This window comes from Winogradskyella pulchriflava (assembly GCF_042434315.1).
GTDB lineage: Bacteria > Bacteroidota > Bacteroidia > Flavobacteriales > Flavobacteriaceae > Winogradskyella > Winogradskyella pulchriflava.
In genome coordinates this window covers 164,039-179,889 of record NZ_JBHLTQ010000003.1, presented here as the reverse complement: position 1 = coordinate 179,889, position 15,851 = coordinate 164,039, and the positions used below count along the sequence as shown (strand labels likewise).

The 15,851-nt window shown below is 34.6% G+C and carries 11 protein-coding genes; 8 read left to right on the top strand and 3 right to left on the bottom strand.

Annotation, left to right across the window (positions count from 1 at the left end; translation table 11 throughout):
- Positions 1 to 226 precede the first annotated feature (226 nt).
- The gene (locus ACFFGA_RS06970; protein WP_386061646.1) at positions 227 to 4,876 is read left to right on the top strand and encodes a PKD domain-containing protein; all 4,650 of its coding nucleotides are present in this window, start codon (positions 227 to 229) and stop codon (positions 4,874 to 4,876) included.
- A gap of 405 nt (positions 4,877 to 5,281) precedes the next feature.
- On the opposite strand, the gene ACFFGA_RS06965 is transcribed toward ACFFGA_RS06970, so the two are convergent.
- The 3 genes from ACFFGA_RS06965 to ACFFGA_RS06955 are packed head-to-tail and all read right to left on the bottom strand — an operon-like array spanning position 5,282 to position 10,249.
- Entirely contained in the window at positions 5,282 to 6,019 is a 738-nt protein-coding gene (locus ACFFGA_RS06965; RefSeq protein WP_386061643.1) for an SOS response-associated peptidase, read from the bottom strand.
- A 19-nt stretch (positions 6,020 to 6,038) separates the two neighbouring features.
- On the bottom strand, positions 6,039 to 9,035 hold the full coding sequence (locus ACFFGA_RS06960; RefSeq protein WP_386061640.1) for a DNA polymerase III subunit alpha: 2,997 nt from the start codon (positions 9,033 to 9,035) through the stop codon (positions 6,039 to 6,041).
- Positions 9,035 to 10,249, bottom strand: a complete 1,215-nt coding sequence (locus ACFFGA_RS06955; protein ID WP_386061637.1) for a DNA polymerase Y family protein — start codon at positions 10,247 to 10,249, stop codon at positions 9,035 to 9,037. Before ACFFGA_RS06955 ends, ACFFGA_RS06960 begins: the two co-directional genes overlap by 1 nt.
- A gap of 52 nt (positions 10,250 to 10,301) precedes the next feature.
- On the opposite strand from ACFFGA_RS06955, the gene ACFFGA_RS06950 reads away from it, so the two are divergent.
- From ACFFGA_RS06950 to ACFFGA_RS06920, 7 genes are all read left to right on the top strand, one after another.
- The gene (locus ACFFGA_RS06950; protein ID WP_386061635.1) at positions 10,302 to 11,072 is read left to right on the top strand and encodes an XRE family transcriptional regulator; all 771 of its coding nucleotides are present in this window, start codon (positions 10,302 to 10,304) and stop codon (positions 11,070 to 11,072) included.
- A 133-nt stretch (positions 11,073 to 11,205) separates the two neighbouring features.
- Positions 11,206 to 12,807, top strand: coding sequence for a type I restriction-modification system subunit M (locus ACFFGA_RS06945; RefSeq protein WP_386061632.1), 1,602 nt, complete (start codon positions 11,206 to 11,208; stop codon positions 12,805 to 12,807).
- Positions 12,807 to 14,084, top strand: a complete 1,278-nt coding sequence (locus tag ACFFGA_RS06940) for a restriction endonuclease subunit S (RefSeq protein WP_386061629.1) — start codon at positions 12,807 to 12,809, stop codon at positions 14,082 to 14,084. The genes ACFFGA_RS06945 and ACFFGA_RS06940 overlap by 1 nt, the downstream gene beginning before the upstream one ends.
- Before the next feature lies 1 nt (position 14,085).
- Positions 14,086 to 14,649, top strand: a complete 564-nt coding sequence (locus ACFFGA_RS06935; RefSeq protein WP_386061627.1) for a hypothetical protein — start codon at positions 14,086 to 14,088, stop codon at positions 14,647 to 14,649.
- Positions 14,650 to 14,719: 70 nt separating this feature from the next.
- Positions 14,720 to 14,941 (top strand): hypothetical protein, encoded by a 222-nt coding sequence (locus ACFFGA_RS06930; protein WP_386061624.1) that lies wholly within the window; start codon positions 14,720 to 14,722, stop codon positions 14,939 to 14,941.
- A 133-nt stretch (positions 14,942 to 15,074) separates the two neighbouring features.
- Positions 15,075 to 15,536, top strand: a complete 462-nt coding sequence (locus ACFFGA_RS06925) for a hypothetical protein (RefSeq protein WP_386061622.1) — start codon at positions 15,075 to 15,077, stop codon at positions 15,534 to 15,536.
- Between the two features lie 103 nt (positions 15,537 to 15,639).
- Positions 15,640 to 15,840 carry a hypothetical protein gene (locus ACFFGA_RS06920; RefSeq protein ID WP_386061619.1) on the top strand — a complete coding sequence of 67 codons (201 nt, stop codon included), beginning with the start codon at positions 15,640 to 15,642 and terminating at the stop codon, positions 15,838 to 15,840.
- Positions 15,841 to 15,851 lie beyond the last annotated feature (11 nt).

Sequence of the window (15,851 nt, the reverse complement as noted above, 5' to 3'; positions counted from 1 at the left end):
TTAATAACAGATTTGTGATACGTTTTGTCGAATATTGAAGTTAACATTTGTACTTATACTTTATTTGTACGACTTTTATTAAGCTATTAATTAATCAACCCTCAACATTTGTACTCTATTTTGTTTATAGTATAATATTAGGCTGTGCCATTTACTTGGTAGTAGCCTTTTTGTATTTATAAATAGTTAGTGGTTCAATGTTGAACTAAAACTATTTTTTATGAATATGAAAACTAAATTTACAAACTATTTTAAGTATTGGTGTTTTATACCAATCTTACTTTTATCACTGTCACTAAGTGCACAAGAACCTTGTGAAAATAGAATTGTGCAACTTGAAACAATCTCATCTGAAGGTGCTTCTTTTGGGGCAGGTGTCACTTATAGTATAGCTCAAAGCTTCATTCCACCAGTTAATGTTACAGAAATAGATGGTATTACATTAAATATTTCTTCTACTGCACCAGATGTTATTACCTTAAATCTTTACGAAGGAGATCATACTGATGGACTAGATCCAGTTATTGCATCATTAACACATTCAGTTGACAATGCTCTATATTTCGAAGATGTTCAGTTTCAATTTACCAATACAGTTAATATTATACCAGGTAATAGTTATTATTTTTCAATAGTTAGCTCTAATAATGATATTGGAGCTACACTTGCTGATTACCAATCTTATTCAGATGGGGAAGGTTTTTTTATTGCTCCCGACTCTGGGCCATTTCATTTTGATCATGGTTATGATCTTTACTTTTCAATTTACAAGTGCGAAGAAGTACAACAAGAACCTTGTGAAGAACGTCTCCCACAATTAGAATCTCTCGAAACTAATTCTTACGCTTCTCCTGCTGGTTTAAACCAAACGGCCTACGGACAATCATTTATTGTGCCAGTAGGTGTAACCGAAATAGATGGGATTACGCAAAAGTTTAATTACCTTATACCAAACACGGAGTATACCATGAGTCTATACGAAGGTATAGCTACAGGTGCTTTAGCACCAGTAATCGCATCTACAATTTATACAACTCCTGCTACTCCTCCAAGTGCTCCGTATGATGTCCATTTTCAGTTTTCCACTACCGTAAGTGTTGTGCCAGGAAATAGTTACTATTTTTTATTGAGCCCTGCTATTATAGATAATGGTGGTACTTATGCTACTGCTTTTTCAACTAATGATCCTTATCCAGATGGCACTCTTGTTAGGTCGCTAGATGACGGCACTGTTCAATCTGTTGTGGGTGCTTGGGATTATTATTTTTCAATTTATAAATGTGACGAGTCAATTCCCACTTTAGAAGATTTATGTAATGCAGATACAGATGCTCCTGTTTTAAAAGAAATTATAGCTACTTATCCACTTACGGACTTAAGTGATGCTAATGGTAATAACAATACAGAGATTATACCTGGTGTTAGCATTTCAGATACAGATGGTCTATGTTTAGACAATGCAATTGTAGATAATTTTGATGATTTAAATGCTGTAATAACCGATCCTGATGTGTTAAGTATCATAGCTGGTTTCGATGCCACTCCTATTGAAGATAATTTTGATCCAACTAATTTTGGTGTATCACTCGATTTTAACTTATCATATATACCTCAAGTAACCGCTGATTCAGATTCAGGTGTAGCATTTGAAGTAAATGGCGCTTTAGTGCAACCACAACAAAATGGCATAGTTAGCTTAGGGGTTGCTGAAAACCCTTATCTAGAGTTTTTAGGTATTGTGTATAACGTTATCACAGAACAAGTAGGAATATATTTAGAAAGTGGTGATATCCTTTATGCAGAAACTAATGTGCCGTTAAATGAATGGCATAATGTTGAGGTAAAATATATTGGAGGTATTGGAAGAGTTTTCTTAGATGGTGAGTTGATCTTATGGGTAGATACAAATGCAATAGATACAGAAGCAATAGATGTTAACCTATTTGATGTTAGCCATTTAACTTTAGAAGGAGCTTTAAACTTTTTAGCAAGTTATGCTAGTTTAGGTGATGGCTACGAATTCTGCTTAAAAAATGTGGAACTATATAAATGTGTTCCAGGTGCTACGGAAGTACCAGCCGTTACGGAAGAATGTTCTGTGTCCTTAGTACCACCAACAGCTTTTGATAATTGTTTAGGTACTATAGTAGGTACTACAACAGACCCAGTTGAATATACTCAAGGCGGAGACTATGTTGTAAACTGGTCTTTTGACGATGGTAATGGTAATGTATTAGAGTTAACTCAAGATGTAACCGTAACCACTTCACCAGAAACAGACTCAGACGGAGATGGCGTCTGTGATGAATTTGATATCTGCCCAGGTTTTGATGATAATGTAGATTTAGATGGTAATGGCATACCAGATGGCTGTGATATTGTGATACCAGTAGTGGATAACTGTCCTAATGATATGGTTAATTTAGCCTTATTAGGAGATGCAACTTTATCTGGTTCTGTAGCAGCTGGTACTGGTCGTGGTACTCCATTGGCTATTTTATACGATCCTTTAATAGAAGATTATCGTGTTAGAACTAAATGGAATGAGTATGGTGTAAGTTACCAACAAGACCTAGGGACACCAGATGCCGATAATGGCTTTTTCTGGCGTGTAGATTGGGCAGCACCAAAAGCAATGAATTATATTACAATTGGTGGTATGTATCCAAACCAACCACAACCAAATGCCTTATGGAGAGTTAGTTATCTGTTTGAAGGAGAATGGACAACTCTAGATGAAGGCCAAGGAGGCTGGTTAGTTAATGGAATTTATGAATATGATGGTACAAGTTTACCACCTATCACTGCAGATGCCATGCGCATACAAGTTTTTAGTGATGGCACTAATCCTATATCTAGTATTCATCTTAGAGGTCGTGGAGGTATTTCTACAAAAATCAATGACAGTGCAACAACGCCAAAGGCAACACTATTTATGTATTTGCCACAAGCAGGAGCTCCAGTAGCTGATTTTGTTTCAACATCAGATATGCTTGAGGTTGATTTTGATGCTAGCACATCTACAGATGATGTAAGTGTTGTTGGGTATCAGTGGGATTTTGGAGATGGTACAACTTCAAACGCTGGTCCTAATACAACACATACATATTCAAGTGCAGGAACCTATTTAGTTAAACTAGTTGTTATTGATGGTGACGGTTTAATAGGTTGTTTTAGTAAAAATGTTACAGTAAGTGACGGATCGGTAACTAATGTACCTGATGAAAATATCAATTTAGCATTATTAGATGATGCAACATTATCAGGTTCTGTACCAACAGGTGCTGGTCGTGGAACACCATTGGCTATACTGTACGATCCATTAATAAATGATTATCGTACAAGAACAGCTTGGAATGAATATGGAGTGTCTTATAACCAGAATCTTGGACGACCAGTTGCAGACGAAGGTTTCTTTTGGCGTGTAGATTGGGCAGCACCAAAAGCTGTTAACTATGTAACTATTGGAGGTACATATCCTAATCAACCACAGCCAAATGCTTTATGGAAAGTGGAATATATGAGTAATGGTCAATGGACAACGTTAGAAGAAGGCCAAGGTGGCTGGATAGATAGTGGTATTTACGAATGGGATGGCACAGCAGGTGCACCAATTATAGCAGATGCTATGCGTGTACAGGTGTATAGTGATGGTAACTCAGATTTGGTAAGCATCCATTTAAGAGGTCGAGGTGGTATTTCTAATAACATCAATGATAGTGCTACAACGCCTAAGGCGACCTTGTTTATGTATTTACCTCCTACGGTAGATCCAGGATTCCCAACTGCGGATTTCGATTTTACTACAAACGGATTAGTAGTTGATTTTGATGCCAGTGCATCAACAGACGATCAATTCATTGAGGATTATACAATTGATTACGGAGATGGTGTTGTTGAAAATTATTCAGGTTCTCCAACTACTTTTTCTCATACTTACGCTAGCTCAGGAACTTATGCTGTCACTTTAACTGTTGTAGATGGTGATGGTAACCTTGATTCCATCACTAAGCAAGTTACTGTATCTGACGGTTCTACTACAAATGAGCCAGATGAGAACACCAACTTAGCATTGCTAGATGATGCAACGGTATCTGGTTCTGTGCCAGTTGGTAGTGGACGTGGTACACCACAAGCTATTTTATACGATCCATTAATTGATAATTACAGATTAGTAACAGATTGGAATGAGTATGGAGTTCCTTACCTAGCAAACCTTGGAACACCAACTGCTGATAATGGTTTTAAATGGCAAGTAGATTGGGCATCACCAAAAACAGTTAACTATGTAACTTTTGGTGGTACTTATGATAGTCAACCACAGTATGGTGCATCATGGCGTATTAGCTATCTTAACAATGGTGAATGGATTACTCTAGACGAAGGTTACGCAGGATGGATAAATAGCGGTATTTTTGAATGGGATGGAAGAGATGAGCCAGCTATTGTAGCAGAAGCTATGCGTGTACAAGTTTATAGTAACGAGAATGACCTTATTAGTATTCACTTAAGAGGTAGAGGAGGTATTTCTAATAATATTGATGATAGTGATACTGAGACTAAGGCAACATTGATTCAATATTTACAGCCAACAGTTCCTCCATCTGCACGTACTGTAGAGCCTGCTAATACAATGAGAATTTCACCAAACCCTTCTTCAGGAAGAGCTTTAGTTAGCTTTAATGATGTTACAGAAGTCGAAATGATTGAGATTTTTGATTTAACAGGAAGAAAAGTACAAGAGATAAAAGGTGGAAAAATAGATAAAGAAGGTAAACGAATTTCCGTTCATGCTTTACCTCAAGGTATCTATAATGTTATTGCTACCACAAACTCTGGTGAAAAACACCAGACGAAGTTAATTATTAAGAAATAAGAAACTTAAGTTATAATAACCAAAAGCCCAGCAAAATTTGCTGGGCTTTTTATTTGTAATATTTATATGTTGAGAATCCTTATTTAAGGAACCTTTGCAATAATAAAAGCCACAATGCCAGTATATTGTTACGTTCTTATGCGTTTATAATTTGAAGCAAAGTGTCATTACAGCGCATAAAAAAAGCCCTACACATGCGTGCTGGGCTTTAATTGCTGTAGCGAGAAGGAGATTTGAACTCCTGACCTCTGGGTTATGAATTTAAAATTAACGTTTTTGAAAACGTTAAATAATTGATATTCAGACTTTTAAAAATTCATTGTATTCTCAATCGTGTTCCAAATCGTGTTCGGTTTGTGTTCACAAATTAATACAGTAAAGATAAAAAAATAAATTATTTATTTGTTATTCTGTTTCGGTGAGTTCTGGATAATGAACCTCATTAATAATTGTCTCATTATTGCTATCTACTTTAGGACTAAATAGATCTTTGCTTACGGAATAAGCCTCCAATTGGTCTTCTGGGAAACTGTAGTGTAGGATATCTTCAATATCTGATTTCTTTAAATCAACTGACAACCAATTATGAGTTAAGTCTTCATCTAAGATTAAAGGTTGTCTGTTTTTTTTATTATGAATTTTGGCAAATAATGGAGATGCGTTCTTAGTTAATATAGTAAAGGTGATATAAGTGTCAATTACCGTATAAAGCCCTGCCAATGCCAAAGGTCTATCTTTTTTGTCCTTAAAGTGAAAAGGGTATTTTTTGCCTTTATGGTCGTGAGGCTCAAAAAAACCAGAAACAGGAATAATGCAACGGTTTTCCATAATCGCCTCTTTATATATAAAATGGTTAAATGCCTTTTCTGATCGCGCATTTAATCCTCCACCATAGCGCACGGCTTCTTTATGATAGTCTTTTATTTCGTCCTTTGTTTTGTAGTTTGGGACTATACCCCAAATACCAGGCGCCAAAACATCTGAACGCTCTTGAGGTATTACAAGCATATTAGGATGTGAAAAGCCGTTGTGATGGTAGGTAGGCTTATCGAAATAAGACTCCATAGAAGGATCTACCAAATTAACGTTAAAATGATTCTCTAATTTTTTGACCTTGTTTGTAGTACTTGTATGGAAACACATATTTTATTTTTTCTTAAAATTAAGAAATCCTGTTGACAGTTTTATGAACAGACTCTGTTGCATTCCGAGGGTCAGGTAAAATTGCCATTTTTTTACTAGATACTACAACCATACTATAAAAACCAAATCTATCCTTGATAGTTCCATAACAAGCATATACACCTAAGCCGTTTATTGGGTATTGGTCAACCACACCACTAAAATGTACTGCGTCAAAATAGTTACCTTTCTTATCTATAAAAGTGCTCAATCTCATTAATTTACCTTGAACTGTTTTGTTGAATCTTGTGGTGACAAGACTACCATAAATAACCACTTTTTTTTCTACATAATCTTTCATATCCTTTGCTAAAATACCATCTATCATTTGCTCATTGACCAAGTTAAAATAATTACACAAAGGAAAGCCTAGTAGTTCCATTTCATCATAGGCATTTTCAATCCAATTGGTTTTTAGTTTAGGTAATTTGAATTGTTTATGTTGAATTTTGAAAAGCGGTGCTTGTTGACTTTTTGTACCCATTGCGTTGAGTTTAAAAATGGCTTGCCATAACAATTCTGTTTTATGTTTTTGTGTAAACCTAAAAGCGTTGATACGAATAAGAATAGTTAGTTGTTCTATGCTAATAGCAATGCGGTCTATAAAATCATCGAGGGATTTGTAGTTACCATGCAATTGGCGCTCTGTAATGATTTTTTGAACGTTATAAGTCTCCAAGTTTTTAAGATAACCAAAACCCAAATAAATGGACTTACCTATAAGCCTATTTGGATGGTCACTTTTGTTAATACAGGGCAAACATATTTTAGCTCCTTGTTTTTTGGCTTCGTGCAAATAATGTTCTGCACTATAAAAGCCACCACCATTATTTAAAACTGCGGTCATAAACTCCAAAGGGTAGTAGCACTTTAAGAACAAACTCTGGTAACTTTCTACGGCATAGGATGCCGAATGTCCTTTAGCAAACGCATAGCCTGCAAAACTTTTGATCTGATTCCACACCTCAAAAATTAAATCATCATTAAAGCCTTTATTTCTACAATTGGATATAAACTTTTGTTCTACCTCTAAAAACTCTTTCCTTGACCGATATTTACCACTCATTCCTCGTCGCAATATATCTGCTTCGCCAAGTGTAAGATCAGCAAACTGATTTGCTACTTTAAGCACATCTTCTTGATAAACCATAACTCCATAAGTCTCTGGCATAATTTGCATTAATATAGGATGAGCATCTTTTCGTTTTTCAGGGTTACAATGGCGTCTAATATATTCGTCTTTCATACCCGAACTAGATACACCTGGTCTAATAATGGAACTGGCAGCAACCAAACCCAAATAATTATCAGTTTGCAACTGTTGCATTAGTCCACGCATCGCTGGAGATTCTACATAATATGCACCAATAGCACCACCCGATTTTAGCAGTTGATTGATGTTTTTGTCTGCCTTAAAGGCTTCTACATTTGTAATGTCTATATCTTGTGCTTCTGGTCTGTTGGTTTTAATAATTTCCAAGGCTTCTTTAATTTTTGCCAAGCCACGTTGCCCTAAAATATCGAACTTAAAAATGCCAACATCTTCAGCAATTATCATATCAAACTGAACCGTTGGGAATCCTTTGGGTGGAAGATCTGTAGCGGAATAATAATGCACTGGTTTCTCTAAAATGATGATGCCAGCGGAATGCACGCTAAGATAGTTAGGGAAACCCTCTATAAGTTTACCATAGCGTAGTACCAATTTAGAGATGTCATCTAAATTAGATAAGGTATAATTACCCTTGCTTAATTTATCAATTTCTTCTTTTGGCAAACCGAACACTTTGCCTAATTCTCTTACCACAGCACGGTATTTAAAGGTGTTGTAAGTAGCCATTAATGCTGTATGCTTAAACCGTTTAAAAATATATGCGGTAACATCGTCTCTGTCCTTCCAAGAAAAGTCAATATCAAAGTCTGGTGGTGATGCTCTAAACGGATTGATAAAACGTTCAAAGTACAAGTCAAGTTCAATTGGGTCTACGTCCGTAATACCAATAATATAGGCAACAATACTATTGGCACCACTACCACGACCAACATGAAAATAGCCTTTGCTTTTGGCATAGCTTACGATGTCGTAATTAATTAGGAAAAAGGACACAAAATCCAAGGTCTTAATGGTGTGTAGTTCTGTTTTTAAGCGTTTAATAACTCTAGGTGATGGATTGCTATATCGCTTTTTTAGGTTTTGGTAACATAAACGTTCTAATAGCTCATAATCTTCATTAAAAGTGTTGGTATAGAGCTTTAGATTTTGTGATATTCTATGGTTTCCAAACGAAAAATCAATGGTGCAGGTGTCTAATATATGTTGTGTATTCGCTAATATAAACTTAAAGTCCATAAACGTTTCTTTCAACGTTTCTAAAGGATACATCTTATCCGTTATAAGACATTCTTCGGAAGTATCTAGTTTACTTAACAAGCAATTCTTATCAATTGATCGTAATAAACGATGCGCGTTAAAATCACGTTTATTTCTTATGGTGACTTGTTGTTGTATAACTAATTTGTTTTTATAAGAGAGTAGTTTTGAGAAACGTAATTTCCGTAATTCCTCTACAGAAACACCAATAAATTCATAAGGCTTAAATTCAGTTTTTTCAAGTTGTAATACCTTTTCAAATGGGTAAATGACGTAGCAATGGTTAAAGATCACTGTTGGTATCTCTGGTAATTTTATTCCCTTTTCAGAATGATAGGAGAGGTACTGGTTAAGTTCCCTAAACCCCTCATTATTCCTAGCAATACCAACGTATAATTGATCGTTGTCATTTCTAAAGTCAATACCTATAATGGGTTTTATATTGAAATCTTTTGCTTTTCTAACAAAGTTTAAACAAGCAGACGTATTGTTGATATCTGTTAATACCAAAGCCTGTATACTATTTTCCTTGGCTAACTCTAATAAGGCTACCTCAGAAAACGTTCCAAAACGTAAGGAATAATATGTATGGCAATTCAGGTACATTATTGATTTCTATGTGCTAATAAAATTGGTGGTTCACCACTAAAAGGGTTTTGAAAACGTCCTATGGTTTTTGCTCCCATTGATGAGGCTCTCATAATACTCAATTCTCCATAACGGTTTCTAACCTTATCCATAGCGTTATAGAGGTTTATCATTTCCTCAGTGTCATCAAACATGTTAATTTGATAATGACCACTTACAATATCACTAATCTTTACACCAACTAAGCGAATAAGAATTCGACGTTGATATAATTTTTCAAACAATTCCATAACTTTTGGTATGATTATATGATCTGCACTTGAGTATGGAATTTTTATTTGTTTACTGTATGTATTGAAATCAGAATAACGAATTTTAACACTTACAGTTCCTGCTAACTTGTTTCCTTTTCTTAATTGAAAAGCTAAATTTTCTGCCATTGCAAAAACGGTTGTCCTTAGAATGTCCATATCAATTGTGTCTTTATTGAATGTTCGTTCTGTGGAAATAGATTTTCGCTCGTGAAAGGGAATAAGAGGTGGGTTATCAATACCGTTTGCTCTTTTCCAAATTGTTCTTCCATTTGCACCTAATGCGCTAATCATCATTTCAATTGGCATTTGTTGGACTACCTTTACGGTATCAACACCCAAATTCCGTAGTACTTGATAGGTCTTTGAGCCAACAGATGGAATTTTGCGAATGGACAAGGGTGCTAAAAAATCTTTTTCAAAACCAGTATCTATCTTTAGTTGATTGTTAGGTTTGGCTTCACCTGTAGCTACTTTTGACACTATTTTATTGGCTGAAAGTCCAAATGAGATTGGCAATCCTGATTCCTTAATAATCCTTTTTCGTAAATCTGAAGCATATTTGTAGCATCCATAAAATTTATCCATTCCTGAGAGGTCGGCATAAAACTCATCTACACTGGCTTTTTCAAATACTGGCACACTCTCCTTAATCACCTCTGTTACTAAATGAGAATATTTAGTATATATTGATGAATTACCACGAATAACTATAGCTTCAGGACATAAACGTCTTGCTACTTTCATAGACATACCTGAATGCACACCAAAAGGGCGTGTTTCATAACTACAGGCTGCTACCACGCCACGGTCTCCTGTACCACCAACTAATAAAGGTTTGTTTTGTAAACGCCTGTCTATAAGGCGTTCACAAGCGACAAAAAAAGTGTCTAAATCTAAATGCAAAATGCTTTTCTCCATAATGCAAAATTAACTACATATATAAGTAATTATTGCTTATATTTGTAGTATTATGAAGATTATATCAAAAAACATTCGCCATCTTAGAGGGCTTAAAGGTTTAACACAAGAGACCTTGGCCGAAAACCTAAATGTTCCAAGATCTCGTATTGGCTCTTACGAAGAAGGACGATCTGCGCCAACTTTAGAGTTTTTGATACAACTTTCGGATTATTTTAGTTTGCCCATAGATATATTATTGCGAAACGATTTGACAAAATCTAAGGATAGTGCATTTATAGAAATAGGTAGTCAACGTGTGTTGTTTCCTATTTTGGTAGATGCGGACAATGATAATTTAATAGAAATTGTACCTGCGAAGGCTACAGCTGGTTATTTAAATGGTTATGACGATCCTGAATACATAGAGCAACTTCAAAAAATAAAACTTCCTTTTTTACCAACAGGAAAGCACAGGGCTTTTCCCATAAAAGGGGATTCTATGTTGCCGATGAAAGATGGTGCTTTTGTAATTGGTAGGTTTATAGAAGACAGAAATGATATAAAAACAGGTAAGACCTATGTTTTGGTTACATTAAACGATGGTATGGTTTATAAACGTGTAATGAATAATATAGACTTTAATGGCTCATTATTATTGATGTCTGATAATAAAACTTATAATGATTATAGCGTACCTATTGACGAAGTCTTAGAAATATGGGAATTTACATGTAGTATTAATACCCAAGAATACACAGAGGAGGAACTTAAAATAAGTAGTATTCTAAGTATGTTTAATGAGCTTGGAGTTGAATTGAAGGCTTTAGGGGAGGTTTTGTAATAAGTTCATTTGGTTTGGTAATATGAATACTATTAAGTTTTAGGAATTACACTTACTTTTCCTATATTTATTGTCCCTTAATTAATAGCGACTCACAATGAGCCGCTTTATTTGTTTAAACTAATATCAATCAATGTCCGAAAACCAACAACAACTACATCAAACACTCTGGAATATCGCCAACGACCTACGTGGTAATATGGATGCCGACGATTTTAGAGATTACATACTAGGCTTTATTTTTTACAAATACCTAAGCCGTAAAATGACACTGCACGCTAACAAAGCACTAGCACCAGATGGCTTAACCTATGATCAAGTAATGGGTCATGAGCAAGAAGAAGCGCTTATTGATGCCTTGCGTACCGATGCGTTAGACGCTTTAGGGTATTTCTTAAAACCAACCGAACTGTTTAGCGAGTTGGCAAAACGTGGTAATTCTGATGGTGTCAATAAGTTTATACTAGAAGATTTACAAAAAGTACTCACTAGCATAGAACAAAGCACTATGGGTAGCGAGAGCGAAGATGATTTTGGTAACCTCTTTGAAGATTTAGACCTTACCAGCAGCAAACTAGGTAAAACCGAAGAAGCCAAAAACGAGCTTATCGTAAAAATACTAAACCGTTTAGAAGCCATTAACTTTGATGTAGACAATGCCGAAAGCGACATTCTAGGTGATGCTTACGAGTATCTTATTGGGCAATTTGCAAGTGGCGCAGGTAAAAAGGCAGGCGAGTTTTATACACCACAACAAGTATCTAAAATATTGGCGCAGTTAGTCACTACTGACAAAGACCGACTTAAAAGCGTGTACGACCCAACTTGTGGATCTGGTTCCTTATTACTACGTGTGGCTAAAGAAGTGAATGAAGTTGGCGCCTTTTATGGGCAAGAAAGCAACCCAACCACGTACAACTTGGCACGTATGAACATGATCATGCACGATGTGCATTACAAACGTTTTGACATTTATAACGACGATACACTAGTCAACCCATCGCCAGTACATAGCGAACTTAAGTTTGAAGCCATAGTGGCAAATCCACCGTTTTCTGCAAAATGGAATCCAGATGCTATTATAAGCGACGAGCGTTTTTCACCATACGGAAAAATGGCGCCCAAAAGTAAAGCCGACTTTGCTTTTGTACAGCACATGATTTACCAGTTAGATACCAATGGGACTATGGCGTGCGTATTACCACACGGTGTTTTATTTCGTGGTGCTGCCGAAGGTCACATACGCAAGTACCTTATTGCAGATACCAACCAGCTAGATGCCGTAATAGGCCTACCAGCCAATATTTTTTACGGTACCAGTATACCAACTTGTATTTTGGTACTTAAAAAAGACCGTAATACCAGCGCTCGCAGTAACAACATCCTGTTTATAGATGCTAGTAACCATTTTGAAAAAGTTAAAACCCAAAATGTACTACTACCAGAACATATAGATAAAATAGTTTCAACATATAGAACTTATTGTCATCCTGAACTTGATTCAGGATCTCAAGCCACACAAGACAAATACAGCTATGTAGCTAGTCTAGATGAGGTAAAAGATAACGATTACAACCTAAACATACCACGCTATGTAGACACCTTTGAAGAGGAAGAACCTGTAGATCTTGCAGAAATCTCAAAACAGCTTAAGGAAGTTGCTGAGCGTAGTCGAAGCACAGATGAAGTAATAGCAGGCTTTTGTAAAGAACTAGGAATAAACACACCTTTTTAATGGCTACTCAAAATAACAATACCAACGTCATGATGAGTCACGAAACCATAGCTTCAAATGCACCTAAAAGACTGGTGCCAGAACTACGCTTTAAAGAGTTTAATGGTGATGGGTTTGTTAAAAATATCTTCGAAGATATATTTCTTTTTACAACAGGGAAAAATATTAAGCAAAATGAAGCTTCACCAGAATTTGAAATTCCTTGTGTTAGATATGGAGAATTATACCATATGTACAATGAAGTAATTCATGAAGTGGTAAACAAAACAAACCTCGATAGAAGAGAATTAAAATTCAGTGATGGTGATGAAATTCTATTGCCATCAGCAGGTGAAGACCCTTTAGATATTGGTTCAGCATCAGCACTTACAATTAAAAATATTGCGATTGGTCGAACAATAAATATCTTAAAACCAAAATACGAATCAGTTTACTCGCAGATCTACGCTTCTTATTACATTAATCAAAAATTAAAGCGAAAAATAGCATCATTAGCAAAAGGTGTTAGTATAAGTAATGTTTATAATTCTGATTTAAAAGGCTTGTACATCATATTACCATCCCTAGCAGAACAAAAAAAAATAGCCCAGTTTTTAACCGCAGTAGAAAGCAAATTACAGCAACTCAACCAAAAAAAGGAGCTGCTGTCGCAGTACAAAAAAGGCGTGATGCAACAACTGTTTAGCCAACAACTACGTTTTAGAAAAGATGATGGCAGTGATTACCCAGATTGGGAAGAGAAACGGTTGGGAGATTTTGTTAAAATAAATCAAGGATTGCAAATCTCTATTTCAAAAAGGTATCTTGAACCTGTAGAAGGAAGTTATTTTTATATAACAAATGAATTTTTAAAAGAAAAGTCTGAAAAAAAGTATTTTATCAAGAATCCACCTAACTCAGTTATTTGTAAAAAAGACGATATCTTAATGACCAGAACAGGTAATACAGGACAAGTTGTTACTGGTGTTGAAGGAGTATTTCATAATAACTTTTTTAGAATAAAGTTTAATAAAAGCTGTATCAAAGATTTTCTTTATTACTTTTTAGTATTAGATAAAACTCAAAATACAATTTTAAGATTAGCTGGGACATCTACAATCCCAGATCTGAATCATGGAGATTTTTATAAATTGAAGATAAGTCTTCCATCCATCGAAGAACAACAAAAAATCGCCAGCTATTTAAGTGCAATAGATAGTAAAATAGAAACCGTTACCCAACAAATAGAAGCCACACAACAATTTAAAAAAGGCTTGTTGCAGCAAATGTTTGTATAGTATGGGTAAAGACTTTAAAAATATATTACAACAAATAGAACAAGTTCATTTAAAGACGTTTGTTAAAATAAGTGTGTTTAAGTCTAAAGAAGGTTTGTCTCACCTAGCAACAACGAGAAGAGGTATGTATTGGTTATGGACAAGTTTAACATTAGAAGAACTGAAGCGTTTGCCTCATAATGATTTAAAAAAAAGACATGTGCCAATTGCTAAACGTATTTTACAAAGGGAAGGTTTAAGCCATATTTGCAAGATTACACGTAATAACTATCGTATAGTGTATAATGGTGTTGGAGGTTATCGTACAACAGATAAGGGGTTTGGGTTGAGAGAACGCATTTTACAAGAAATAACTTGTAATGATGCAAGAACAGGTACACTAAATATTAGTTATGGTTGTAGAGATTTGAGTAAATGGGCTGTAACTTTTTTTGATTTTGATGATCCACAAAATTCTTCTATTCTAAAACAACTTGGTACTAACGCACCTTATGTAGACTATGCAGAAGTACTAGAAGATCTTTGTCGTATGGAATTTGGAACACCAATACTATGTAGAAACTGAAAAACTAAAAAAATCATAGAAGCTGTTTATAAAAGAATTGTTGCAGCACAGGTTTGTTTAAAATGAAGATATGAGACAAAAAATCACAATCTCAAGACTAGAAAAAGAAGGCTTTAACAAGAAAGTAAAAGGTTCGCTAACTTATTATTCAAAAGAAACCTTTTTTGTTACCTCAGGATTAAAGAATTGGTCATATGGATGGGAAGAAGGAGATCCTGTTATAAGTCAGGTATCACAAATTGAATTTATGGATGAAATTCAACCATTGATTAAAGTAGGAAAAATGAAATAAAAATATGGACATTAGAAAATATAAAGACTCATTTTATTTAGTTGAATTATCTACCAAAATAGAGAAGATGATACAACAAATCACTTTATAAAACAGTTTAAAAAGGTATGCTACAGCAGATGTTTGTTTAATTATGGAAGAAGTATTATTAAAAATATTACCTGCTCAAAATTATATGATAGATAAAATCATGATTAATAGTGATTATATATTTCGTCATAACCAAGAGCAGTATAGACGACCTCCAAAAATTTCTAATTGTCAATATTTAAGATATCTGGCAAGTGTTATTTCTGATGATATAATAGTGAATTTGTATAAACTCTTGAAAGATACGCAACATCACTCATTTCAAAAGTTAAATGCTAAAATTGAATACTTTATAAAACAAGGTGATTTTGAATTTAAATCTAAAGAAAAAGAGGAGTTTTTCGATGCATATATGAAGGATTTAAAGAACCTAATTTCTTTATATAATAAAATCAATTGGGAAGGTATTAGAAATAAATATGTAGGGCATTTAGATAGAAATAGACCAGCGATAAAATTTGAACTTTCAGAGTTAAAAAAATTCAAATTTATCTATTGTCTATAAAGAGAAATTTACATGATGCGTTTTATGATATAGAAATGCAAGAGCATCAAAGCCCTCTCATTAAGTTAATAGAAGATAACATCAAGTTAAAAGCTTCATTGGTATGAAAAGTAAAGAAAAAATAGAAAAGCTTAAAAAAGAGATTAAAGGTTACGAGAATACTATTTGGGCTTACAAATTTGAGTTTTATGATTTAGAAGACTCACAAAGAAAGGAAGTTATTGAAGCTTTTGAAAAGAAGATAGAATTAGTAGACGCAAAAATTAAAGCTATTGAGTTAAGTGACGTATTTGAAGAAGAATAAAAAATCCAATT